At 72.7% G+C, this 23842-nt stretch carries 19 protein-coding genes; 8 read left to right on the forward strand and 11 right to left on the reverse strand.

Translation table 11 applies throughout. From position 1 onward, the window contains the following. A complete protein-coding gene (trhA, locus tag PZC42_RS07510) occupies positions 1-684 on the reverse strand; it encodes a PAQR family membrane homeostasis protein TrhA (protein ID WP_277209989.1) in 684 nt (227 codons plus the stop codon). A gap of 289 nt (positions 685-973) precedes the next feature. Here trhA and PZC42_RS07515 point away from each other — a divergent pair, with 289 nt between their 5' ends. From PZC42_RS07515 to PZC42_RS07525, 3 genes are read left to right on the forward strand one after another with little or no spacing between them, the layout of a single operon-like run. After that, a complete protein-coding gene (locus PZC42_RS07515) occupies positions 974-1735 on the forward strand; it encodes an isoprenyl transferase (RefSeq protein ID WP_277209612.1) in 762 nt (253 codons plus the stop codon). Positions 1736-1786: 51 nt separating this feature from the next. Beyond that, positions 1787-2275, forward strand: coding sequence for a MarR family winged helix-turn-helix transcriptional regulator (locus tag PZC42_RS07520; protein WP_277209614.1), 489 nt, complete (start codon positions 1787-1789; stop codon positions 2273-2275). A gap of 22 nt (positions 2276-2297) precedes the next feature. Then, positions 2298-3476, forward strand: coding sequence for a glycerate kinase (locus tag PZC42_RS07525; protein ID WP_277209615.1), 1179 nt, complete (start codon positions 2298-2300; stop codon positions 3474-3476). An 18-nt stretch (positions 3477-3494) separates the two neighbouring features. Here PZC42_RS07525 and PZC42_RS07530 read toward each other — a convergent pair whose 3' ends face one another. Continuing rightward, the gene (locus PZC42_RS07530) at positions 3495-5420 is read right to left on the reverse strand and encodes a coiled-coil domain-containing protein (RefSeq protein WP_277209617.1); all 1926 of its coding nucleotides are present in this window, start codon (positions 5418-5420) and stop codon (positions 3495-3497) included. Positions 5421-5622: 202 nt separating this feature from the next. Between PZC42_RS07530 and PZC42_RS07535 the strand changes: the two genes are divergently transcribed. From PZC42_RS07535 to PZC42_RS07545, 3 genes are all read left to right on the forward strand, one after another. Continuing rightward, on the forward strand, positions 5623-6768 hold the full coding sequence (locus tag PZC42_RS07535; RefSeq protein ID WP_277209619.1) for a ferrochelatase: 1146 nt from the start codon (positions 5623-5625) through the stop codon (positions 6766-6768). Between the two features lie 18 nt (positions 6769-6786). Continuing rightward, on the forward strand, positions 6787-7551 hold the full coding sequence (hemQ, locus tag PZC42_RS07540) for a hydrogen peroxide-dependent heme synthase (protein ID WP_277209621.1): 765 nt from the start codon (positions 6787-6789) through the stop codon (positions 7549-7551). 78 nt (positions 7552-7629) lie between these two features. After that, the gene (locus PZC42_RS07545; protein ID WP_277209623.1) at positions 7630-8460 is read left to right on the forward strand and encodes a TspO-related membrane protein; all 831 of its coding nucleotides are present in this window, start codon (positions 7630-7632) and stop codon (positions 8458-8460) included. Here PZC42_RS07545 and PZC42_RS07550 read toward each other — a convergent pair. From PZC42_RS07550 to PZC42_RS07560, 3 genes are all read right to left on the reverse strand, one after another. After that, entirely contained in the window at positions 8435-9289 is an 855-nt protein-coding gene (locus PZC42_RS07550; RefSeq protein ID WP_438802934.1) for a putative protein N(5)-glutamine methyltransferase, read from the reverse strand. The two genes, PZC42_RS07545 and PZC42_RS07550, sit on opposite strands and share 26 nt — an antisense overlap. Continuing rightward, a complete protein-coding gene (locus tag PZC42_RS07555; RefSeq protein WP_277209625.1) occupies positions 9289-10566 on the reverse strand; it encodes a Glu/Leu/Phe/Val family dehydrogenase in 1278 nt (425 codons plus the stop codon). Before PZC42_RS07555 ends, PZC42_RS07550 begins: the two co-directional genes overlap by 1 nt. A gap of 156 nt (positions 10567-10722) precedes the next feature. Further along, positions 10723-11517, reverse strand: a complete 795-nt coding sequence (locus tag PZC42_RS07560) for a helix-turn-helix domain-containing protein (RefSeq protein ID WP_277209627.1) — start codon at positions 11515-11517, stop codon at positions 10723-10725. 110 nt (positions 11518-11627) lie between these two features. On the opposite strand from PZC42_RS07560, the gene PZC42_RS07565 reads away from it, so the two are divergent. After that, entirely contained in the window at positions 11628-15191 is a 3564-nt protein-coding gene (locus tag PZC42_RS07565; protein WP_277209629.1) for a bifunctional proline dehydrogenase/L-glutamate gamma-semialdehyde dehydrogenase, read from the forward strand. A gap of 84 nt (positions 15192-15275) precedes the next feature. On the opposite strand, the gene PZC42_RS07570 is transcribed toward PZC42_RS07565, so the two are convergent. The 6 genes from PZC42_RS07570 to PZC42_RS07595 form a co-directional block, all read right to left on the reverse strand. After that, positions 15276-16289 (reverse strand): LacI family DNA-binding transcriptional regulator, encoded by a 1014-nt coding sequence (locus PZC42_RS07570; protein WP_438802935.1) that lies wholly within the window; start codon positions 16287-16289, stop codon positions 15276-15278. A gap of 17 nt (positions 16290-16306) precedes the next feature. After that, positions 16307-17854: a glycoside hydrolase family 1 protein gene (locus PZC42_RS07575; RefSeq protein WP_277209631.1), complete on the reverse strand. Its 1548-nt coding sequence runs from the start codon at positions 17852-17854 to the stop codon at positions 16307-16309. 82 nt (positions 17855-17936) lie between these two features. Next, positions 17937-18860 carry a carbohydrate ABC transporter permease gene (locus tag PZC42_RS07580; RefSeq protein WP_277209632.1) on the reverse strand — a complete coding sequence of 308 codons (924 nt, stop codon included), beginning with the start codon at positions 18858-18860 and terminating at the stop codon, positions 17937-17939. Next, positions 18857-20038 carry a carbohydrate ABC transporter permease gene (locus PZC42_RS07585; protein ID WP_277209634.1) on the reverse strand — a complete coding sequence of 394 codons (1182 nt, stop codon included), beginning with the start codon at positions 20036-20038 and terminating at the stop codon, positions 18857-18859. The genes PZC42_RS07580 and PZC42_RS07585 overlap by 4 nt, the downstream gene beginning before the upstream one ends. 138 nt (positions 20039-20176) lie before the next feature. Then, complete coding sequence (locus PZC42_RS07590; protein WP_277209636.1) at positions 20177-21511, reverse strand: ABC transporter substrate-binding protein; 1335 nt, start codon at positions 21509-21511, stop codon at positions 20177-20179. 266 nt (positions 21512-21777) lie between these two features. Continuing rightward, the gene (locus tag PZC42_RS07595) at positions 21778-22278 is read right to left on the reverse strand and encodes a DUF2505 domain-containing protein (RefSeq protein ID WP_277209638.1); all 501 of its coding nucleotides are present in this window, start codon (positions 22276-22278) and stop codon (positions 21778-21780) included. A 65-nt stretch (positions 22279-22343) separates the two neighbouring features. Here PZC42_RS07595 and PZC42_RS07600 point away from each other — a divergent pair, with 65 nt between their 5' ends. Next, complete coding sequence (locus PZC42_RS07600; protein ID WP_277209993.1) at positions 22344-23819, forward strand: sensor histidine kinase; 1476 nt, start codon at positions 22344-22346, stop codon at positions 23817-23819. Positions 23820-23842: the final 23 nt, after the last annotated feature.

Consider the following 23842-nt stretch of genomic DNA (forward strand, 5'->3'; position numbering starts at 1 on the left):
TCAGATGGTGAGTGCTGCGAGGTAGATCGCCACGGTGTGGCAGGTGAACCCGACCACGGTCAGGGCGTGGAAGATCTCGTGGAAGCCGAACCAGCGCGGCGAGGGGTTCGGGAACTTGGTGCCGTACACGACGGCCCCGAGCGTGTAGGCGAGCCCGCCACCGGCGACGAGCCACACCACGGCGGCGCCGCCGGTCGCCGCGAACTGGCCCAGGTAGGCGACGGCCACCCAGCCGAGCGCCACGTAGACCGGCACGTAGAGCCATCGTGGTGCACCCATCCACAGCACCCGGGCCAGGAGGCCCGCCACGGCACCGCTCCACACGATCGTGAGCAGGACGGTCGCGGTCGGCGGGTCCAGCAGCATGACGGCGAGCGGCGTGTAGGTGCCGGCGATGATGAGGAAGATGTTCGCGTGGTCCATGCGGCGCAGGACCGCCTCCGCGCGTGGTGACCAGGTGCCACGGTGGTAGACGGCACTGGTGCCGAAGAGCATGAACGCGCTGAGCCCGAAGACCGCCGCGGCGACCTTGCCGGCCACGGGTTCGGCGATGACGACGAGCACGATGCTCGCCGCCAGCGCGAGGGGCGTGGTGATCGCGTGGATCCAGCCGCGCAGCCGCGGCTTGAGGCGACGGGCAGCCTCCTTGGCCTCCGCCGCCACGTCCTTCGCGACGGCGGTGATCCCGCCGGTGTCCGGGGCCTCGGCCCCGGGGGCACGGCGCTCCGCTCCTCCTGCCACGGTTTCTCCTCGCTCGGTGGTGTGACCCGACTACTACCTACGCTTGCGTAGGTTACGCCAGCGTAGGCGACGCGCGGGGGCCCTGCCGCCAGGGCCCTGTGAAGATCGCGCGACGAGAACGCGCGCCCTTCCTCGCGATCTCGGGGAGGGCTCCCGTCGCCGCCGCGGGGAGCGGTACCGTTGTCCCGATTCGTCCCGCCCCGCCACCTACGAGCACCCACGAAGGACCCGCGTGCGCCTGCCCCACCCGCTGTACAGCCTGTACGAGCGTCGGCTCGCCGGCTCGCTGGACCACGAGCAGATGCCGCGCCACGTCGGCGTCATCCTCGACGGCAACCGGCGCTGGGCGAAGTCCTTCGGCGAGACGGCGGCCACGGGTCACCGCCGGGGAGCCGACAAGATCACCGAGTTCCTGGGCTGGGCCGAGGAGCTGGGCATCGAGGTCGTGACACTGTGGATGCTCTCCACGGACAACCTCGCCCGCCCGGAGCGCGAGCTGGCCAACCTGCTCGACATCATCGAGGACGCGGTCCGCGACCTCGCCGACTCGGGGCGCTGGCGGCTGCGGGTGATGGGGCGCCTCGACCTGCTGCCCGAACGCCTCGCCGGTGCCCTGCGCGCGGCGGTCACCCAGACCGCGGACGTCGTCGGGCTGCACGTCAACGTCGCCGTCGGGTACGGAGGCCGCCACGAGATCGCGGACGCCGTCCGGTCGTACCTGCGGGCCGAGGAGGCCAACGGCACCACGCTCGCCGAGCTGGCCGAGCGGCTCGACGTCGAGGACATCGCGGCCCACCTGTACACCAAGGGACAGCCTGACCCCGAGCTGGTGATCCGCACCTCCGGCGAGCTGCGCGTCGGCGGGTTCCTCATGTGGCAGAGCGCCCACTCCGAGCTGTCGTTCTGCGAGGCCTACTGGCCGGACTTCCGGCGCGTCGACTTCCTGCGGGCGCTGCGAGACTTCTCCCGGCGTGAGCGCCGCCTGGGACGATAGGCTCCGACGCCCACGGAGACCCCGCGGCGACGACCCCGGACAGGAGAACCCATGACGACGCCTGACGACAGCGTGCCCGGCACGGCCCGCGACGCCGCCCAGACCTGGGAGGCGTTGTTCCGCACGCAGGTCACGCTCATGCGCCGGTTCCAGGCCGACCCGGTCTGGCGCCAGGTGTCCGTCCGTGAGTACGACGTGCTCTTCACGCTGTCGCGGAGCGAGGACGGCACGATGCGCCTGTGTGAACTGAACGAGAGCGTGCTCATGGCCCAGTCGTCGCTCTCCCGGCTCGTCGAGCGGCTCGAGGACCGCGAGCTCGTGCTGCGCACCGTGCCGCCGGACGACGCCCGCGGCACCCTCGTGGCGCTGACCCAGACCGGCCGGCGGGTGCAGCGCGACGTCGGACGGCGTCACGTCCGCGCGATGGAGCAGTACGTCGGCGGTGCCCTGGGTACCGAGGAGCAGGCCGAGCTGACCCGGCTGCTCGACAAGCTGCGCGGCGCGCAGCCCGACATCGCGGACTGGTGCCCACTGGATTGACCAGGCCGGATATCCTCGGCGCGTGACCTCGCCGACGACCCCCGCCACGACGTCGACCGACGCACCCCACGTCGTCGTCGTCCCCGACTCCTTCAAGGGCAGCCTCGGGGCGACCGACGTCGCCGCGGCGCTGCGAACCGGCGTCCTCGCCGCGGCCCCGGGGGCCCGGGTGACGTGCCTCGCGATGGCCGACGGCGGGGAAGGCACCCTGGACGCCCTGCTCACCACCTGGCGCACGCCGATCCACCACGTCGAGACCGTCGACGCCGTCGGGCGGCCCACCACGGCGCGCTACGCCGTCTCGCCCGACGGGCGTACCGGTGTCGTCGAGCTCGCCGAGGCGAGCGGGCTGCCTGCGGTCGGCGACGTCCCGCTGCAGCCCTTGCACGCCGGCACGCGAGGCACCGGTGACGTCGCCGCGGCCGTCCTCGACGCCGGCGCCGAGGAGGTGCTCGTCTGCCTGGGCGGCTCCGCGTCGACCGACGGCGGCGCCGGGATCCTCACCGGTCTGGGCGCCCGGCTCCTCGACGCGCACGGTGAGCCCGTCCCGGACGGCGGCGAAGGGCTGGCGCAGGTCGCCTCGCTCGACCTGGGCGGACTGCACCCGCGCGCCCGCCAGGTGCGGTGGCGTCTCGCCGTCGACGTCACCAACCCGCTGGTCGGCGAGCTCGGGTCGGCCGCGATCTTCGCGCCGCAGAAGGGCGCCGGTGCCGGGGATGTCGCGTTCCTCGACGAGGCGCTGACCCGCTGGGCCGATCTCCTGGAGCGCGAGACCGGCGTCCGCGTGCACGAGCTTCCGGGCGCCGGGGCGGCCGGCGGCGTCCCCGCCGCCTTCGTGGCCCTGCTCGGTGCCGAGCTGGAACCCGGCGCGACCCTCGTCGCCGAGGCGGTCGGGCTGCCGATGGCGCTCGCCGACGCCGCGCTCGTGCTCACCGGGGAGGGGTCGTTCGACTCGCAGTCGGTACGCGGCAAGGTGGCCGACGGCGTCGCGCGCCTGGCCGCGGCGTCCCCGGCCCGGCCTCCGGTCGTCGTGGTCGCCGGCCAGGTGCTGCTCCCGGCCGAGCAGACTCGGGCGGCCGGTATCACCGCGGCGTTCTCGATCGCACCGGGGCCGATCGGGCTCGACGACCTGATGTCCCGCACGGTCGCACGGCTGAGCGACGTCGCGGCATCCGTGACGAACCTCGTGCTGGCGAGGTAGGAGGCCGGCGCAGCGCGCTCAGGGCGCGGAGTCGTCGTGCAGCACGACCCGCGAGAGCTCGACCTCGCCACCGGGTAGCACCCAGTAGTGCAGCCGGCGTGCTTGTGGTGAGCTGACCTGCAGGGACAGCCGCATGGCGTGTGCGCCGTCCTGCTCCCGGACGAGGTACGGGCTGCCGCCCCCGTCGGCCCGGCGCAGCCGGTGCAGCTCGAAGCCCGGGACGTCCGGAGCGCGTCCGGTGAGCACCAGGACCACGGCGCGGTGCACCTTGTCCTCCAGCCCGCGGCCCACGTCGGCGAGCGACTCGCAGAACCGTGGGCCGACGGTGTACTCGGGCAGCGGGTACCGGTCCTTCTCGTCCGCGCCGATGATCTCGGCCCACGTGCGCAGGACGTCGAACCGCAGCTGTGCCTCGGGGTCGCTGAAGCACCGCTTCGGTGCCGCCTGCTCGGGAGGCCGGACCCGGTCCTTGCGTGCGCTGCGGATCTTGGTCTTGTACCGCTCCACGTCCTCACGCAGGCGGTCGAGACGGTCACGCTGTTCCCGGGCCAGGTCGCGCAGGCCGGTCGTCTCCAGCTCCAGTGCCCGGACGGTGGCGCGTAGCTCGGTCGCCTCCCGCTCGGCGCGGTCCGCCCGCGAGCGGTGCTCGTGGACGGACAGCTCGAGCTGGTTGACGAGCACCTTCTTCGCCGGGGACGCAGGGCTGGCGGGGACGTCCGGACCCGGCTCGTCGCTGCCCGACGGCGAGGGTGCGGTGAGCCTCGGGCGTGCGTCCGGCGGAGGCACGGCCGGCCGAGGGCCAGGGCCGGGAACGGGCCGCGGCGGTGCCGGGGGACCGGATGGGGACCCGGGCCCGGTGGGGTCCTCGGGTGCCGGTGGGCTCTCGGCGGAGTCCGGCGACGTCTCCTCGTCGGGGAGCGCGGGTGCTCCCAGCCAGGGGGGACCGCCGTCGAGCAGGCTGAGCGCCTCGAGCACCGCGTCGGCGTCGTCCACGTCGTCGAGCCGCAGGTCGGGCTGCCTCGTGCCGCCACCCGGCCCGGGGACGGGGCGGCCGGGGAGCAGGCGGGCCGCGACGGTCTCGCCGACGGAGAACAGGTCGCGCAGGTCGTCGTCCCCCCGGGTGGCCCGGTCTCGCTCGACCCGGACCGTCACCGCCGGGGCCAGGGCGAGCAGGACGGTGTCGGCCGTGACCTGGTGCACCTGGGTCGGGACGACGGCGCCGTGGGGATATGCCGCGTGGACGCGCGCCAGCTGCGTGGCGGAGTCGGGCAGCGTGTCGCGCACGTCGAGTCGCCGGCTGCCGGCGTCGAGCGTGCCGCGCACCGGCATGCCGGGGGCGAGCAAGCGGTCGATCGGCACGATCGGCAACGTCAGCTCCTGGGCGACCTGCGCGGTCTTGCCGTCGCGGGTCTGGACCAGTGCCCGTGTGCCGACGACGCCGAGGACGGTGCCCGCCGTCGTCGTCAGCGGCACGGCCGGGCCGGTGCTCCCGGCGAGTCCTGCCGTGGCCGCGGAGGTGAGCGCGTCCTGGACGAGGCGCTCGTGCACCCGGGTGCCCTCGGTGTCGTCGTAGGCGAACCACAGGTGCGAACGGGACGGGTCGTGCACCCACTCGATGCCGACCGGGTAGACGCGAGACGCCCCGCCGTAGACCTGCGTCCCGTGCGGCATGCTGTGGGAGAACGCCCAGGAGGGCTCACCGGTGTCGATCACCACGACCTCGGCGAGCCCGCGCACCTCCTGCAGCACCCGACCGGCGTCGACGTACGGGCGGCTGCCGTGCCGTGGGGTCGAGACGACGACGACGGGCCAGGCCCGGTCGGTGTGGTGGAGTCGGGTGGCGAGCTGCTCGGCCTGCGTCGCGGTCCGGACGTGCTCGACGACGGAAGGGGCCTGCGGCCGGCTGGTGCGAGTCAGGACGGAGGCGGTGCGGGTGCTGGCCACGGTGCCTCCTCCCCTGCGGTCCGGCCGGTCTCTCGACACTACCTGCGGCCCAGGCTGCCGGCCCGGTACCGGCACCGCGCGCCGCAAGATCGCTGCCTGAGGCGACGGCGAGAGGGATGTGACGTCGTGTGCGTTCAATGTCACGTCCGCGCTCCCCGTCCGCGTACGCCCGCGCGCCCGGACCGGTGCCATGATGAGCCTCATGCCGATGACCCCCCGGTCGGCCGATCCCGGCCCGTACGACGCCCTGCTCCTGTACTCCTTCGGTGGCCCGAACAAGCCGGAGGACGTCGTCCCGTTCCTCCGCAACGTGACCGCCGGCAAGGGGATCCCCGACTCGCGCCTCGAAGAGGTCGGCGAGCACTACTACGGGTTCGGCGGCAGGAGCCCGATCAACGCCCAGAACCTTGCGCTCAAGGCGGCGCTGGAGGCCGAGCTCGCTCGCCGCGGCATCGAGATCCCCGTCGTGTGGGGCAACCGCAACTGGGAGCCGTACACCACCGAGGCGATCGACGAGCTGGAGCGGCTCGGTGCCGAGCGCGCCGTCGCGCTCGTCACGTCCGCCTACTCGTCCTACTCGGGCTGCCGGCAGTACCGCGAGGACCTCGCGGTCACGCTGGAGAAGCGCGGCCAGCTCGGGCCCGACGGCTCGACGGGCGTGGAGCTCGACAAGATCCGCTCCTACTTCAACCACCCGGGGTTCGTCCAGGCCAACGTCGAGGCTGTCCTCGAGGCGTTCGCCGAGCTCGCGGAGAAGGGCGGGAGCCCGGCCGACGCGCAGCTGGTGTTCGTCACCCACTCCATCCCGGACACGATGGAGGCGGCCTCCCGGATCTCCGGTGCCACCTATGCCCAGCAGCACCTCGACGTCGCCGACGTGATCGCCGGGCGCGTCGCGGAGCAGCTGGGGCACACCGTCGAGTGGGAGCTCGCCTACTGCTCACGCTCCGGCCCCCCGTCGCAGCCGTGGCTCGAGCCCGACGTCAACGACCTGCTCACCGAGCGGGCGGGCGAGGGCCTGCGCGACGTGGTGCTGTCCCCGATCGGGTTCGTCTCGGACCACATGGAGGTCGCCTACGACCTCGACACCGAGGCCATGCAGACAGCGACCGAGCTCGGCATGCACGCAGTGCGTGCCGGTACCGTCGGGACGCGGCCGGCGTTCGTCTCCGGGTTGGTCGACCTGCTGCTGGAGCGCGCCGCCATCGCCCGGGGCGAGGACGTCGACGAGGCGACGGTGGGGACGCTGCCGGCCTTCCGCTCCGTGTGCGAGGTCGACTGCTGCCTGCGCCGCGACGGCGAGCCCAGCGGCGTCCCGGCCCTGTGCTCGCGCGACCTGCACCGCTGAACCGACGAGGAGAGCATCATGACCGACCAGCACATCCACGCCGACACCGGCGAGGCCGTCGACGCCGAGGCGATCAACACCTCGATCCGCTACGCGATGATCTCGGTGTTCTCCGTCGCCGAGCCGCTGCCCGCCGACCCGCGTGAGCGGGCCGAGGTCGTCGCCGAGGCCGAGTCCGCCCTGTGGGACGGCGCCGACGACGCGTCACAGGACCCCGCGCGGCCCGACGGTGCCGTCGTCGTGCGCGGCGTGTACGACGTGGCCGGGCTGCGGGCCGACGCCGACCTCATGGTCTGGGTCCACGGGCCCACCGTCGAGTCCGTCCAGGGTGCCTACCAGCGGTTGCGCGCCTCCCGGCTCGGTGCCGCGCTCGCACCCGAGTGGTCCGTGGTGGCGCTGCACCGCGCCGCCGAGTTCAACCGGGGCCACGTCCCCGCGTTCCTCGCGGGGGAGCAGCCGCGGGACTACCTGTGCGTCTACCCGTTCGTCCGTTCCTACGAGTGGTACCTCCTGCCCGACGACGAGCGCCGCACCATGCTGCGCGACCACGGCGTCGCCGCGGCGGGGTACGCCGACGTGCGGGCCAACACGATGAGCACCTTCGCACTGTCGGACTACGAGTGGCTGCTGGCGTTCGAGGCCGACGAGCTCCACCGCATCGTGGACCTCATGCGCGACCTGCGCGCCACCGAGGCGCGCCGGCACGTGCGCGAGGAGGTGCCGTTCTTCACTGGGCCGAGGGTGCGCCTCGCAGCATGGGCGGACCGCCAGCCACTGGCCTGACCGGCCTCGGACCCGGCGGCGGGACGTCGACGCCCGCCAGCAGATGCTCAGCATCCTGATGTTCGCCATGCTGGACCCATGAGCACCGACCACGGTCCTGCCCCGTCACCAGCCCCTGCCACCGCGGGCGACCGGGTCCGTCAGGTCGTCGTCCTGCTCGGGGCGCTCGTCGCGATCGCCGGGGCCGCCGTCGGCTCCGGCGCGTTCGGCGGTCAGCCGGTCTCCGAGGCCGCCGACGGCGCGCTCGCGGCCGACGCCACCGTCGTCGTGCCGGGCTCGCCGGCCTTCTCGATCTGGTCGGTGATCTACGCCGGGCTCCTGCTGTTCGCGGTCGTGCAGGCACTGCCGGGACGCGCGGCGGACGCGCGGATGCGTGCGGTCGGCTGGTGGGTGCTCGGCTCCATGGTCCTCAACGCCGTCTGGATCGCCGTGGCCCAGGCCGGCTGGCTGTGGGGCACCGTGCTGGTGATCGTCGCGCTGCTCGCCGTCCTCTGCGTGGCCCTGGTGCGGATCGTGCGGACCCCCGCCGGGCGCCCACTGGACACCGTCGCGACCGAGGTCACCGTGGGCCTCTACCTCGGCTGGGTGAGCGTCGCGACCATCGCGAACGTCGCCGCGGTGCTCGCCGCTGAGGAGGTGGGTGAGCTCGGGCTCGGCGAGAGCGTCTGGGGGGCCGTCCTGGTCGCCGTGGGCGCGCTGGTCGTGGTGGCGGTGGCGGTCTACGGCCGGTCGCGTCCCAGCGTGACGATCCCCGTGGGGCTCGCCGCGGGGTGGGGCCTCGCCTGGATCGCCGTCGCGCGCACCCAGGGCCCGCCGACCGACGTCGTCGTCGCGGTTGCCGCGACGATCGCCGCCGTCGCGGCCGTCGTGGCGCCGATCATCGTCATCCTCGCCCGCCGGCCGCGGTAGCGCCGGCCGCGGTCGCGACGACGACGGTGCCCCCCGGGCCGTCGTCGTCGGGGTCGTACACGACGCGTCCCGCGAGCCCGGCGGCCGCGACGAGCGCGAGCGCCCCGGCGACCTGGTCGTCGCCGACCTCGAACAGCAGGCTGCCGCCCGGTCGGAGCCAGCCGGGCGCCGCGGCGACGACGCGGCGCAGCACGTCGAGCCCGTCGGCGCCGCCGAGCAGCGCCACGACCGGCTCGTGCACCCGCGCCTCGGGCGGCATCTGCGAGATCGCCGCCGTGGGCACGTACGGGGCGTGGCAGAGCAGCACGTCGATGCGTCCGCGCAGGTCGGCGGGCAGGGCGTCGAAGAGGTCGCCGACGTGGACGGTGCCGCCGAGCGGTGCGAGGTTGCGCCGGGCGTGCGCGACGGCGGCCGGGTCGACGTCGCTCGCGTGCAGCGCGACGCGCGCCGACGGCGGTGCCGGTGCGCCGCCGTCGGGCCGTCCGCGCAGCCCCTGCAACACCGCGCCGCCGACCGCGCCGCACCCGCAGCACAGGTCCACCACGACCTCGGCCGCCTCCGGCAGCGCGTCCAGGGCGGTGCGGACCATCAGCTCGGTGCGGCGTCGCGGGACGAACACACCGGGGCCCACCGACCAGCGGTGACCGGCCATCTCCACCCAGCCCAGCAGGTGCTCCAGCGGCTCACCGGCCACGCGACGGGCGGTCAGCTCCTCCAGGCGCCCTGGCCCTGTGCCGACGACGTGGTCGAGCAGCAGCCGCGCCTCGTCCTCGGCGAACACGCACCCCGCCGCCCTCAGCCGGTCGGCCAGCGCCGCCCCGCCGTCGATCAGGGGTACAACCCGCGGATCTGGTGCGCCTCGGCAGTGCGCTTCACGCCGATGACCAGCGCCGCGTCGCGCAGCGAGATCCCGTCGCGCCGGGCCAGCGTCGAGACGTCGGCGTACGCCGACGCCATCCGCCGGGCCAGCTTCTCCGCGATCTCCTGCTCGGACCACCAGTACGTCTGGTTGGCCTGCACCCACTCGAAGTAGGAGACGACGACGCCGCCCGCGTTGGCGAGCACGTCGGGCACCACCGTGACACCGTTGCTCGCCAGGATCTGGTCACCCCTGGCCGTGGTCGGGCCGTTCGCCCCTTCCACGACCCAGCGGGCGCGCACGGCGGGGGCCGTCGACTCGTCGAGCACGCCCTCGAGCGCCGCCGGGACGAGGACGTCGGCGTCCAGGGCCAGCAGCTCGGCGTTCGTGATCGGGTCGGCGCCGTCGAACCCCACCACGGACCCGGTGGCCTCGACGTGCTCCTGCAGCCGCGGCACGTCGAGCCCGGCGTCCGCCCGGATTCCCCCGTACTGGTCGCTCACGGCGACGACGCGCGCACCACGCTCGGCGAAGATGGTCGCCGCGTGCCCGCCGACCTTGCCGAAGCCCTGGATGGCCACCGTGACCTCGCTCAGGGGGACGTCGGCCTCCTTGAGCGCCGCGGCCGTGACGTGCACGATGCCGGCGCTCGTGGCGGTCCCGCGCCCGAGGGAGCCGCCGACGGCGAGCGGCTTGCCCGTCACCACGGCCGGGATCGTGTAGCCCTGGCTGACCGAGTAGGTGTCCATCACCCACGCCATCGTCTGGGCGTCGGTGCCCATGTCCGGAGCCATGATGTCCGTGTCGGGGCCGATCATCGGCATGATCTCCGACGTGTAGCGGCGCGTCACCCGCTCGAGCTCGCTCGGGGAGTAGTCGCGCGGGTCGATGCCGATCCCGCCCTTCGCCCCGCCGTAGGGCAGGTCGACGATGCTGCACTTCCACGTCATCCACATCGCCAGGGCTCGCACCTCGTCGATGTCCACGGCCGGGTGGTAGCGCAACCCACCCTTGCCCGGACCTCGCGAGACGTTGTGCTGCACCCGGAAGCCGTGGAACAGCACCGTCTCGCCGTCGTCACGGCGCAGCGGCACCGCCACGTGCGTCTCGCGGCGCGGGGTGGCGAGCATCTGGTGCAGTCCCTCGTCGTATCCCAGGTGGACGACAGCCGTCGTGAGCTGGCTGTGCGCCGTGGCCAGGGGTGAAGCGTCGGCCACCAGGGCCGCGCGGGTCGACGTCGTCGTCAACAGAACCTCCTGCAAGGCACGGGCCGGGCACTCGGGTCCGGCCCGGCGGTCGGTACGGCCCCTGGTCGGGGCTCGCGGTGAAACGGTAACCCCACCGGCGGCGGTGTGACGACGGCGGGTGGTCTCGGCTCGGCGACGCACACTCTGCCCCCGCCGTCAGCCACGGCGTGCCCGGCGGCGGAAGGAGGCCGGCGTCTCGCCGGTCAGCCGGGCGAAGGCACGGGTGAACGCCGCCTGGTCGTAGAAGCCGGTGACGGCAGCGATCTCGGCGATCGGGGTGCTGCCACCGGTCAGCAGGTCGGCGGCGCGATCGACCCGGGTGCGCAGCACGAGCTGTCGGGGCGACAGCCCGAAGACCTGCTTCACGCGCCGGTCGAGCACCGCCGGGGTGCAGCCGGCCAACGTCGCCAGGTCACGGACCGTCAGGGGAACGTCCGGGCGGTCGTCCAGGTGCTGCTCCACCGCGACCCGCAGGCGCGCCATCGCATCCATCGTGACGTCGTCGGCGTCGCGCGAGCGCAGGTCGCGCGAGACCGAGACGATGCCGACCAGCCGGCCGCCGTCGTCGCGCACCGGCAGCTTGGAGGTGAGGTACCAACCGGGGGTGCCGCCGAGCCGCCGGATCAGCTCCAGCTCTCCGCGCAGGGGGCGCCCACCGCGGAGCACCTCGGCGTCCTGGGCCTCGTAGCGTTCGGCCAGCTCGGGGACGAACAGGTCCCGGGCGCGCCGTCCGACGACCTGGCGGCGCGACCGCTCGTTGGTACGGTGCACGAACGTCCGGTTGACCAGGACGTACCGGCCGGCGGCGTCCTTGGCGCAGAACATGACGTCGCTCAGCTCGTCCATCAGCGCCACCATGGTCCTCGCCATCGCGGCCAGGACGGCGTCGTCGGACGGCGGCGTCGGGCCGGTGTCGGGAGGTCCGCCGGGTGGCGGCGCGGGGAGGGGCACGCTGCCGGTCTACCCGGGTCGGCGCCGCAGGGCAAGTTTGTCGTCACGTGGTCGTGGCGGGACGCGTTCTGTACAAGACGAGCAGGGTGGATCGGGAGCATCCTGGAGGGATGAGCACCCATCTGAACGAGCGCGGCGCCGCCACCGCCGTCGCCGGACGCCCGGCCCGCATCGAGGCCGCGGCGCTGGTCGAGGACGCCGTCGCCCTCGCGCACTCCTGGATCGCCACCGCCGAAGGGGCCGGTGGCGCCACCACCCGCGCCGACCGTCGTACGCGGGCTACCGCCGAACGGCTCGGTGACCTGGTCGCCGACCCGGCCGGCCTCGAGCTGGCCGTCGGGTTCGTCGACGACGTCGCCCGGCCGCATGACGTCCGGGTGGCGGCCAAGGCGCTCGCGCGCCTGGGACGCGACGCGGGGAGCGCGAGCTTCCTCTCCCCGGTCGACCGCACCCTGTTCCGGGTCGGCGCCGCCGTCGCGCCGCTGCTGCCCGCCGTCGTGGTGCCCGCCGCGCGCGTGCGGCTGCGCCAGCTCGTGGGTCACCTCGTCGCCGACGCCGGTCGCGGCCTGGGCAAGCACCTCGCGCGCACGCGCGCCGAGGGCTACACGCTCAACGTCAACCTGCTCGGCGAGGCCGTGCTCGGGGCTGACGAGGCCCAGGCTCGCCTGGAGCGCACCCTCGACCTGGTCCGGCGCGACGACGTGGACTACGTCTCGATCAAGGTCTCGTCCGTGGCCGCCCAGCTCGTCACCTGGGACCTCGACGGGTCGCGCGAGCGCGTCGTCGCCCAGCTGCTGCCGCTGTACCGGGCGGCCCGCGACCACGGGGTGTTCCTCAACCTCGACATGGAGGAGTACAAGGACCTCGCGCTGACCACGGCTGTCTTCCGCGACGTGCTCGACCGCGAGGAGTTCCGCGACCTCGAGGCCGGGATCGTCCTGCAGGCCTACCTGCCCGACGCGATGGACGCGCTGGACGAGCTCACCGACTGGGCGCAGGGTCGCGTGCGGGCGGGCGGTGCGCGGATCAAGGTCCGTCTCGTCAAGGGCGCGAACCTCGCGATGGAGCACGTCGAGGCGGAGCTGCACGACTGGGCCGCCGCGCCGTACCCCACCAAGCCCGACGTCGACGCCAACTACGTGCGGATCCTCGACCGTCACCTCACCCCGGAGCGGACGGCGGCCGTCCGGCTCGGCGTCGCCTCCCACAACCTGTTCCACGTGGCGCTCGCCGTGCTGCTCGCGCGCGGTCGCGGCGTCAGCGAAGGACTCGACGTCGAGATGCTGCAGGGCATGGCGCCGATCGAGGCCCGGCTCGTCCGTGCCGAGGTGGCGAAGGACGGCGGCGAGGTCGTGCTCTACACGCCCGCGGTCCGCGACGAGGACTTCGACGTGGCCATCTCCTACCTGGTGCGCCGTCTTGAGGAGAACGCCGCCGAGCAGAACTTCCTGCACGCGTCCTTCGCCCCGCCGAAGTCCGTGCCCGGCGTCACCGGCACGCCGATGGACCGCCAGGAGATCGCGTTCCGGGCCTCTGTGACGCACGGCGTGGACTACGTGGCCGACGACGTCACGCCGCGTCGCCGCTCCCGCTTCACGCCCGGTAGTACCCCCGGCCGCGAGGAAGTGCCCGCGGGGGACTACCGCGATGCCGCAGGTACTACCGGGGCGGGAGGATGGTTCCGCAACGCGATGGACACCGACCCGGCCGTGGCCGCGCACCGCGAGTGGGCGGCACAGATCGTCGGGCCGGACAACGGCTACGTCCCGGTCCAGGCGCCCGAGGTCGGCGACGTCGCGACGATCGACACCGCCGTCGCCCGGGCCGTCGAGGTCCGCGAGGCATGGGCCGCGGTGCCCGCCGCCGGGCGCGCCCGCGTGCTGCGCGAGGCTGCGCGTCGCCTCGAGGACCGTCGTGGCGAGCTGGTCGCCACCGCAGTGCACGAGGTCGGCAAGACCGTTGCCGAGACCGATCCCGAGGTCACCGAGGCCGTCGACTTCGCCAACTACTACGCGGAGGCCGCCGAGGCGCTCGACGGCGTCGAGGGCGCCGACTTCGCGCCCGACGGCGTCACGCTCGTCACCCCGCCGTGGAACTTCCCTGTGGCGATCCCCATCGGCGGCGTACTGGCGGCGCTCGCGGCGGGCTCGACGGTGCTCGCCAAGCCCGCTCCGCCGACCCCCCGATGTTTCGAGCTCGCGGTGGAGTGCGTCCACGAGGCGCTGGAGGCCGTGGCGCCCGAGTTCGGCCTGGCGCCGGACGTCGCGCGCGACGCCGTGCAGTACCTGCGGGTCCCCGACGGCGAGCTGGGCAGGCACCTGGTCACGCACCCGGACGTGGCGCGTGTGCTGCTGACCGGATCCATCGAGACCGCCGAGATGTTCGCGCGGTGGCGCCCGGAGCGTCCGGTGCTCGCCGAGACGTCGGGGAAGAACGCCCTGGTCGTGACGCCGTCGGCCGACCTCGACCTGGCGGTGGCGGACGTCGTCCGCAGCGCGTTCGGTCACGCCGGGCAGAAGTGTTCCGCCGCGTCCCTGGTGATCCTCGTCGGCTCCGTCGGTGACCCGACGACCGTCACGGGCGAACGGTTCCGCCGTCAGCTCGTCGACTCGGTGAGGTCGCTCGCCGTGGGGCTGCCCACGTCGCTGTCCACCGTGATGGGTCCGCTCACGGAGCCTGCCGCCGGCAAGCTCGAGCGGGCGCTCACGACACTCGAGCCGGGGGAGACCTGGCTGGTGCAGCCACGCCGCCTCGACGAGCTGGCGGCGTCGGCCGGCCTGGACCCGGACCGGCTGTGGACGCCCGGGCTGCGCGACGGCGTCGTGCCCGGCTCGTTCTTCCACCTCACCGAGGTGTTCGGACCCGTGCTGGGCATCATGCGCGCCGCGACGCTGGACGAGGCGCTCGCGATCCAGAACCAGGTGTCGTTCGGCCTCACCGGTGGCATCCACTCGCTCGACTCCGATGAGATCGCCACCTGGCTCGACCGCGTCGAGGTCGGCAACGCCTACGTCAACCGGCACATCACCGGAGCCATCGTGCAGCGCCAGTCCTTCGGGGGCTGGAAGGCCTCCGTGGTGGGTCCCGGCGCCAAGGCCGGTGGCCCGAACTACGTGGCCCAGCTCGGCACGTGGAGCGACGGCCCGGCGGCGGCCGACGGCCCGCCGCCGCGCGGCGACGACCCGCAGGGATGGCTCACCTGGGCCGAGGCGTCGGACGACGCCGCCTGGGCGAGCGAGTTCGGCGTCGAGCACGACAAGACCGGGCTGAGCGTCGAGGAGAACACGTTCCGGTACCGGGCGGTGGACCAGGTGACCGTCCGCGTCGGCGACGACGCGCTGCCGGTCGAGGTGCGCCGTGTCCTGGCCGGTGCCCGGCGTGCCGGGGTGCGTGCCGTCGTCGTCCCGGAGGCCGACGCAGGGTGGGGCGTGCCGCACGAGGAGCCGGTCTCCCACGCCCAGTTCGCCGCGGCCGTCGCCGAGGGCCGGGTGACGGGGCGGATCCGCGTGGTCGGGTCGGCTCCGGGACTGCGCGAGGCGGCCGCGGGCCGGCCGGGCGAGGTGACCGTGCTGGACGGCCCGGTCCTGGCCGCCGGACGCCGCGAGCTGCTGACCTTCCTGCGGGAGCAGGCGGTCAGCCGGACGAAGCACCGCTACGGCCACCTGCGCGACTGACCCCGCCGCCCGCCGCTCGCCGAGCAGGAGGTTGCGCCCGCATTCCTCAGGGAAAGCGGGCGCAACCTCCTGCTCGCCGGGTGGTCAGGCGGAGTCGCCCTCGACGAGGCGTGGGACGAAGATGCGGGGTTCGGGGTGGACGTCCTCGCCGGCCAGCATGTCGAGCAGCGTGGACGTCGCCGCCGCCACCATCTCCACCACCGGCTGCAGCACCGTGGTGAGCCGCGGCGTCGTGCGTTCCGCGCCAAGAGCGTCGAACCCGACGATCGCGACGTCGTCGGGCACGTTCTTGCCGTGGGCGCGCAGCACCTGCAGCGCACCGGCCGCCATGAGGTCGGAGGCGGCGAAGACGCCGTCGATGTCAGGGTGTTCGGCGAGGATACGCTCCATCGCCGCGGCACCGCCCTCCACGGTGAAGTCCCCGGTCGCCACCGCGTCGGTGGGCAGACCGGCCCGGGTCAGGGTGCGCCGCCAGCCCTCGTGACGGTCGAGCGCGGCCGTCATGTCCTGCGGGCCGGTGAGCGCCGCGATCCTGTGGCAGCCGCGGTCGACCAGCCGTTGGGTCGCGACCCGGGCACCCGCCGCGTTGTCGACGTCGACATAGTGCAGGCCGGCGCTGTCGAACGGGCGGCCGACGAAGACCCCCGGAAGGGTCCCCGAGCGCAGCTCGGGCTCGAGGCGGTCGTCCTTGTGGTGGGACGCGATGATGACGCCGTCGACGTGGCCGCTGTTGAGGTACCGCGCGATGTGTCCGGGCCGCTCGCCCTGCCGTGCCAGCAGCAGCACGAGCTGCAGGTCGGTGCCGCCCAGGCCTTCGCTGACGCCACGCACCACGCCGGCGAGGAACGGGTCGGTGAGGATGCGGGCGTCCGGCTCGGGTACGACCAGCGCGATGGAGTCCGTGCGACGTGTCACGAGGGACCGGGCCGCCCGGTTCGGTGCGTACCCCAGGCGGAGGATGGCGGCGTCGACGGCCTGCTGCGCCTCGGGGGACACACGGTCGCCCCCGTTGATCGCGCGGGACGCGGTGGACCGGGACACCCCGGCGGCGCGCGCGACGTCGTCGAGCGTCGGAACGATGTGCTTCGTGACCACGATCGGAGACTACCTCTCGCTCAACCGCGGGCCGGAACGGCGTTGTCCCGGGCGACGTCCGCGTACCAGCGACCCGAGGACTTCACGGTGCGCTCCTGGGTCTCGTAGTCCACGCGCGTCAGGCCGAAGCGCTTGGCGTAGCCGAGTGCCCACTCGAAGTTGTCCATGAGGGACCAGGCGAAGTACCCACGGACGTCGGCGCCGGCGTCGATCGCGACCTTCAGGGCGCGCAGGTGCGCGTCGAGGAACGCCAGTCGGTCCTGGTCGTCGACGGTGCCGTCCTGCTCCACGACGTCGGGAAAGGCCGCTCCGTTCTCGGTGACGAAGAGCGCGGTGCCGCGGGGGCCGGTGTAGTCCTCCTGGAGCCGGGTCAGCAGCCGGGTGAGACCTTCTGGCTGGACCTCCCAGCCCATGTCCGTCGTCGGGAGACCGCGGCTGTGCGGGTGGACGCCCTCGGGGACGGGGTTGGGCGAACGGGTCTGCCACACCGGAGCGGTGGTGTCGTGCTCGCGCTCGCCGTCGGGACCGGCTGTGCCCTGCGCACCGTCCGTCGCCTGCGGCGTGGCCGCGACGGCCCCACCGTTGTAGTAGTTCACACCCAGCACGTCGATCGGCGTCGAGATGATCTCGAGGTCTCCGGGCCGGATGTGCTCGGCGAGACCCAGGTGTGCGACGTCGACCAGGATGTCCTGCGGGTACGCGCCCCGCAGGATCGGGTCGAGGAAGATGCGGTTGAACATGCCGTCGTCACGCCGGGCGGCGTCGACGTCGGCAGGGTCGGTCGGGTCGACCGGGTCCGAGACGGTGAAGTTCAGCGTGATGCCGAGCGACGCCTGCGGGGCGCGGTCGCGCAGCGCCTCCACGGCCAGCCCGTGGCCGAGCATGAGGTGGTGGGCTGCGGCCAGCCCCAGCTCCGGCGACTTCTTGCCCGGGGCGTGGGACCCGGCGGTGTACCCGAGGAAGGCCGAGCACCACGGCTCGTTGAGCGTGGTCCAGACCGGCACCCGGTCGCCGAGCGCGTCGGCCATGACGTCGGCGTAGTCGGCGAACCGGTACGCGGTGTCCCGCGCGGGCCACCCGCCGCGGTCCTCGAGGGCCTGCGGCAGGTCCCAGTGGTACAGCGTGAGCCAGGGCATGATGCCGGCGCCGAGAAGCTCGTCGACCAGGCGCGAGTAGAAGTCGACGCCGCGCGGGTTGACCGACCTGCCGTCCGGGACGACGCGGGCCCACGACGCCGAGAAGCGGTACGTGTCGAGGTGGAGGCTCTTCATGAGCGCCACGTCCTCGCGGTACCGGTGGTAGTGGTCGCAGGCCACCATACCGTCGTCGCCGTGGTGCACGGCGCCCGGGATCCGGCAGAAGGTGTCCCAGATGGAATCGAGACGACCGTCCTCCGCCCCGGCGCCCTCGATCTGGTAGGCGGCCGTGGCGGCGCCCCACAGGAATCCGTCGGGGAACTCGATGCGTCCGGTGCTGGTCGGCGTCGCCAGCGGGGCCGACGGCGTGAACGGCACAGCCGTCCCTGGTGCGGCGGTGCGGGCTCCGGCGCCCTGCATGCTCAGAGTCATCTCAGCTGTACTTCCCTGTCGGAGGAGAGGCCTGTCCGGACGTCCGGGACGTCCGGACAGACCTCTGTTTCGAGTGTGCGTGTCAGCCCTTGACCGCGCCAGCCATGATCCCGGCCACGAGCTGGCGGCCGACGAAGAAGAACAGCACCAGCAGCGGGAGCGTGACGAGGAAGATGCCACCCATCACCAGCGAGTAGTCCACGAAGTAGTTGGCCTGCAGCGATCGCACGACCAGCGGCAGGGTGGGGTTCTCGTTGGTGAGGATGATCGACGGCCAGAAGTAGTTGGTCCACTGCTGGACGAACTGGAAGAGCCCGAGCATCGCCGCCGCAGGCAGCGCGGCCGGCATCGCGATCGACCAGAAGGTCCGGATCATCGAGGCCCCGTCGACGCGAGCGGCCTCGATGAGCTCGTAGGGCAGAGCCTCGGAGAGGTACTGGGTCATCCAGAACACGCCGAACGCGGTGACCAGGCCGGGCAGGATGACGGCCTGGACCTTGCCGTACCAGCCGATCTCGGCCATGAGGATGTACAGCGGGATGATGCCGAGCTGGACCGGGACGGCCATCGTGGCGATGACGAAGACCAGCAGCGGCCCCCGGCCACGGAAGTTCAGCTTGGCGAACGAGTACCCGGCCAGGGTGGAGAAGAGCACGACCGACGCCGAGGAGATCACGGCGATGAGGGTGGAGTTCCACAGCGCCAGCCAGAAGTTGATGTTGGAGTCGGTGATGACCGTGGCGAACTGCGTGAAGAGGCTCGCGTCCGGCAGCCACTGCGGGATCGGGCTCTGTGCGATGGAGGTCGGGTCGGACGAGCCCAGCAGCAGCGTGTAGTACAGCGGGAACATCGAGATCAGCAGGACCGCGCCGAGCAGGATGTAGGTGACCTTGCCGGCGCGACGGGCGGAACCGCCGACCGGTGCTCTGCCGCGGGAACGACGCTTGGCGGCGGCTCGGGCGGCGCTGGCGCCAGCGGTCTGCGCGGTGACGGCGACGGAGCTCATCGGACGTCCTCCCCGGGGTTCGGGCTCTGCGTGCCGGCAGGCGGCGGCACGGGCGGGATCGACGGTGGGGGTGGTGGTGAACCTTGTCCTGCTCCCGGCGTGCCGCCGGGTGCGGCGGACGGGACCGCCCCGTCGTGGCTCGCGGCCGCGGCTCTGGCCTCGGCCAGGAGCCTCTTGGTGTGTCGGCGGCTCACCTTCGGCCCGCGCCCGCCGCCGGTGGCGATGCGTTGCGTCAGGAGGAAGTTGAACATGCCGATCAGGACGATGAGGAGGAACAGCAGCCAGGCGACGGCGGCCGCGCGCCCGAAGCTCTTCTGGTTGCCCCAGGCGACGTCGTACAGGTACACCACCGTGGTCATCCAGTCGCGGTTCGGGCCACCGAGGCCCTGCGCGTCGTACATGCGGACCTCGTCGAAGATCTGCATGCCACCGACGGTCGAGGTGATGACCACGAAGATGACGGTGGCGCGGATCTGGGGGACCGTCACCGAGAAGAACTGGCGGACGCGTCCGGCGCCGTCGATGACCGCGGCCTCGTAAAGCTCCCGTGGGACGGCCTGCATCGCGGCGAGGAAGATCAGGGTGTTGTAGCCGGTCCACCGGTAGTTGACCATCGTGGAGATCGCGAAGTGGCTGGCCAGGCGGTCACCGTGCCACGCGACGGGGTCGACTCCGACGAGGCCGAGCACCTCGTTGATGAAGCCGTACTGGTCGGCGTAGAGGCGACCGAAGATCATCGAGATGGCGACCGGCGCGACGACGAACGGCACCAGCACGCCCATGCGCCAGAAGGTGGCGGCGCGGAGGTTCTGGTCGAGGAGCGCGGCGATGGTGATCGCCATGATCACCTGCGGCACGGACGAGAACAGGAAGATGGAGAAGGTGTTGACGACCGACTTCCAGAACAGCGGCTGCTGCAGCACGGCGACGTAGTTCGCCATGCCGACGAAGTCGCCCTGGCCGCCGAGCAGGTTCCAGTCGTACAGGCTCACGATCGCCGTGTAGACGAGCGGGAACAGGCCGACGACGGCGAAGAGCAGGAAGAACGGCGAGATGTACAGGTACGGCGAGAGCTTGACGTCCAGCCGGCCGAGCCGCTGGGAGAATCCGAGCCGTCGTGGTGGACGGTCGGGTCCGCCGCGCGCGTGCGCGGGCTTGGTGGGGGACAAGAGGGCCATGAGCAGTTCCTGTACGTCTCTCCGTGGGGCGGGGCTGGGCACGTGTCGGGCCGGCCGCCGGATGGCGACCGGCCCGACACGGTGTCTCACTGGAGGGTGTGGGGCGGCTGACGCCTCACACCTGGGTGGGTGACGTCGTCACTGGATGACGTTCTGGGCGTCGGTGACCGCGGTCTCCCAGGACTTCTCGGGGTCGTCGTTGTTGAGGTCGACGCGGTTGATGGCGTTCTGGACCTCGGCGTGGATCGCGAAGTAGTTCGCACCCTTGAACGGGGCGCCGTCGATCGACTGGGCGCGGGTGGCGAAGATTTCGCCAGCCGGAGCGCCGCTCATGAAGTCGTTGACGTAGGCCAGAACCTCGTCGGACTGCTGGACCTCGATCTGCGAGGGGAAGGTGCCGGAGTTCTCGAACGCCTGGGTCTGGATCTCCGGGGAGGTCAGCCAGTCGGCGAGCTCAGCGGCTGCCTCGGTGTTCGCACCGGACGCCGGGACGGTCAGGAACGACCCGCCCCAGTTGCCGCCGCCACCGGGGAAGACGTCGGCGATGTCCCAGCCCTCGACGTTCCCGGCGTTCTCCTCGATCGGACCGGTCATCCACGACGGGCAGAGCATCGTCGCGAAGGCGTCGTTCTGGAAACCGGCCCTCCAGTCGTCGCCCCACTGCTCGAGACCGGCGGACAGGTCGTCCTCGACGGCGGCCGAGAGCACCTGGTCGTACAGGTCCTTGACCTGGGTGTTGGTGGCCAGATCGGTGGCCTCACCGGACTCCGGGTCCTCGTAGGCGGCGTCGAGCTGGTTGACCATGCCCTGGAAGGTGGCCCCGGCGGAGTCGAACCAGGCGTCGCCCGTGGCCTCGGTGTACTCCTTGCCGGCCTCGAAGTAGGAGTCCCAGGTGGCGCCCTCGCCACCGATCCACTCGGCGACGTCCTCGCGCTCGGAGGGGAGCCCGGCGGCCTCGAGCAGGTCGGAGCGGTAGCAGATGGCCTCCGGGCCGATGTCGGTGCCGTAGCCGATGAGCTGGCCTTCGGGCGTGGTGGCCTGCTGGACCTTCCAGTCGACCCACCGGCCGTCGACCGGGGGAAGGTCGGAGAAGAGGGTGGGGTACTGCATGAGCTCGGGCAGCCAGTCGACCTCGATGGCCTCGATGTCGGCCAGCCCTTCGCCGCCGGCGGCGAGCTTGGTCGTCAGGTTGGTGCGGGCGTCACCCGACTCGGCAGCCTTGACGTGCTCGATGGTGACGTTCGGGTTCTCCTCGCTGTACTGAGCCAGGAGCTCGTCGGTGTACCCGAAGTCGTTGAAGGTGGCGACCGTGAGGGTGATCTCCTCGTCGGTCATCTCCTCGTCGCCGCCCTCGGTGGTACCGGGGTTCTCGGCGTCGCCGGAGCAGGCGCCGAGGAGGAGGGCGAGGGACGCGATGCCGGCGGTGGCCGCTGCGACGCGACGGGTCCGGCGGGGGCGGGTGCTGCTGAGCACGGTGACTCCCTTGTCTGGTTCGAATCATGCGAAGGACGCTTCTGGAAGCGTGAACGCATCACAGCGTGGTAGCGCTTCCACGACCGGGGACGATGTTTCCGTTGCCAGCGTGTTACGTCAAGCCCTCTGGGGCCGCCGATGCCGGACGGTGATGTCGTCCGCGCACGTCATTGCAGGTCAGGGCGATGGTGGGAGCGCTCTCGTGATGGAACCGTAACCAGCATCCAGGGGCGACCGGGATGCGCGCGGGGCGCAGGCAGCGAGGGTCAGGCCCGCTGCAGCCACTCCCGGCCGGCTCGTTCCTCGGCCTCGAGGGTGCGCCGGACAGCGCCGGTGGCGGCCTCTTCGACAGTGGTCGCGAACAGGGGGAGCGACGCCTTGACCTCGCCGTCGTACACCTGGCGCGTGCCGCCGTCCTCGGTCGGCTCCAGGCGCAGCGAGCCGGTCATGCGGACCGGCGCGCCGGCGATCTCGACCGCCACCGTGCCCACGTGCCTGCCCTCGTGCGCGGGCTCCCAGGCCTCGGCCTGGCGCACCTCGAGGTGGTCACCGACGAGCTGGCGGATCTGGCCGGGGATCAGGTCCGTCGGCAGGGTGCGTCGAAGCGACACGGTGAACCCGGAGGCGGGGTCACCGATGACGTCGACCTGGGTGGCGGCCCCCGCGTCCTGCCGCTGCCCGCGCCACCGCACGAACTCCGCGTCACTGAGCATGGCCGCCACGACGGACACGTCCGCCGGGTAGGTCTGCTCGATGGTCAGGTGCACGCTTCACACCCTACCGGCGCCCTCCGCACGGGGGCGCGCCCCGTACGCTGGTGGGCGTGTCTGCCATGAGTGATCTGATCGCCGAGCACGCCGAGCTGGCCGAGGGGGACCTCGAGTGGCTCCACCTGCTGGTCGGTGACTGGCAGATCGTCTCCGACCTCGCCTTCGCCGACCTCGTGCTGTGGCTGCCCACGGCCGACGGGCGCTTCGTCGCCGTGGCGCAGTGCCGCCCCAGCACCGGCGCCACGGTCCACTACGACGATGTCGTGGGTTCCTTCGCGCCCGAGGGGCAGCGTCCGCAGCTCGCCGCCGCGATGAGCGAGGGGCGCGCGCAACGCTCCCGCGAGCCCCGCTGGTTCGGCGCCTACGCGGTGCGGGAGGAGGCCGTGCCGGTGGTGCACGACGGGCGTGCCGTCGCGGTGGTCGCCCGGCAGACGAACCTCGGTTCGGGGCGCACGCCCAGCCGCCTCGAGCTGAACTACATCGAGTCCGCGGACGACCTGCTCGCGATGATCGGCCGCGGCGAGTACCCGTCGCCCAACGCCGCGACCGGCCCGCGGCGCGGTGCGCCCCGCGTCGGTGACGGCCTGATCCGGCTCAACTCCGAGGGCGAGGTGCTCTACGCCAGCCCGAACGCCCTGTCCTGCTTCCACCGCCTCGGCGTCATCGGGCCGCTCGTGGGACAGTCCCTCGTCGAGGTGACCGCGGGGATCGTCGAGCAGCAGAACACCGTCGACGAGTCGTTGCCGCTGGTCGTGATGGGTCGGGCGCCGTGGCGCACGGACATCGAGGCCGGCCGGGCCGCCCTGTCGTTGCGTGCGCTGCCGCTGACCGACAGGGGGCAGCGGATCGGTGCGGTCCTGCTGTGCCGCGACGTCTCCGAGCTGCGTCGCCGTGAGCGTGAGCTCATGACGAAGGACGCGACGATCCGGGAGATCCACCATCGCGTGAAGAACAACCTGGCCACCGTCGCGGCACTGCTGCGGCTGCAGGCCCGGCGCATGGAGGTGCCGGAGGCCCGTGCGGCTCTCGAGGAGGCGATGCGCCGCGTGGCGACCATCTCGCTCGTGCACGAGTCGCTGTCGCAGACGCTCGACGAGAGCGTCCAGCTCGACGACATGCTCAAGCGTGCGCTGCGCCTCGCGGCCGACGTCGCTTCCACGCGCGCTCAGATCAGCACCCGGCAGAGCGGCTCGTTCGGCCTCGTCCCCGCTCAGGACGCCACCCCGCTCGCGCTGGTGCTCACCGAGCTGGTGACGAACGCCGTCGAGCACGGTTTCCCGGGGCAAGAGTCGGGCACCGTCTCCATCGACGTGGAACGGGAGGAGTCGTCGCTGCGCGTGATCGTGGCGGACGACGGCGTCGGGATGCGCGACGGGATCGACGAGCTCGGCCGGGCGTCCCGCAGCGGGCTCGGATCGCAGATCGTCAAGACGCTGGTGATCAACGAGCTGCGCGGCACCATCGACTGGCTCCCGCGCGAGGGCGGGGGCACCCAGGTGGTCCTGCAGGTGAACCTGCGGGTGGAGTCGCACCGCTGAGCGGGCCTGTGTCCGCGGGCACG

The sequence above is a fragment of the Isoptericola croceus genome, from assembly GCF_029382255.1.
In the GTDB taxonomy this organism is placed as follows: domain Bacteria; phylum Actinomycetota; class Actinomycetes; order Actinomycetales; family Cellulomonadaceae; genus Isoptericola; species Isoptericola croceus.

Coding starts and splice junctions, on each gene's coding strand:
- PZC42_RS07520 (WP_277209614.1), top strand. CDS start 1,787: ATGACGACGCCTGACGACAGCGTGCCCGGCACGGCCCGCGACGCCGCC.
- PZC42_RS07535 (WP_277209619.1), top strand. CDS start 5,623: ATGCCGATGACCCCCCGGTCGGCCGATCCCGGCCCGTACGACGCCCTG.
- hemQ (WP_277209621.1), top strand. CDS start 6,787: ATGACCGACCAGCACATCCACGCCGACACCGGCGAGGCCGTCGACGCC.
- PZC42_RS07545 (WP_277209623.1), top strand. CDS start 7,630: ATGAGCACCGACCACGGTCCTGCCCCGTCACCAGCCCCTGCCACCGCG.
- PZC42_RS07565 (WP_277209629.1), top strand. CDS start 11,628: ATGAGCACCCATCTGAACGAGCGCGGCGCCGCCACCGCCGTCGCCGGA.
- PZC42_RS07575 (WP_277209631.1), bottom strand. CDS start 17,854: ATGACTCTGAGCATGCAGGGCGCCGGAGCCCGCACCGCCGCACCAGGG.
- PZC42_RS07580 (WP_277209632.1), bottom strand. CDS start 18,860: ATGAGCTCCGTCGCCGTCACCGCGCAGACCGCTGGCGCCAGCGCCGCC.
- PZC42_RS07585 (WP_277209634.1), bottom strand. CDS start 20,038: ATGGCCCTCTTGTCCCCCACCAAGCCCGCGCACGCGCGCGGCGGACCC.
- PZC42_RS07600 (WP_277209993.1), top strand. CDS start 22,344: ATGAGTGATCTGATCGCCGAGCACGCCGAGCTGGCCGAGGGGGACCTC.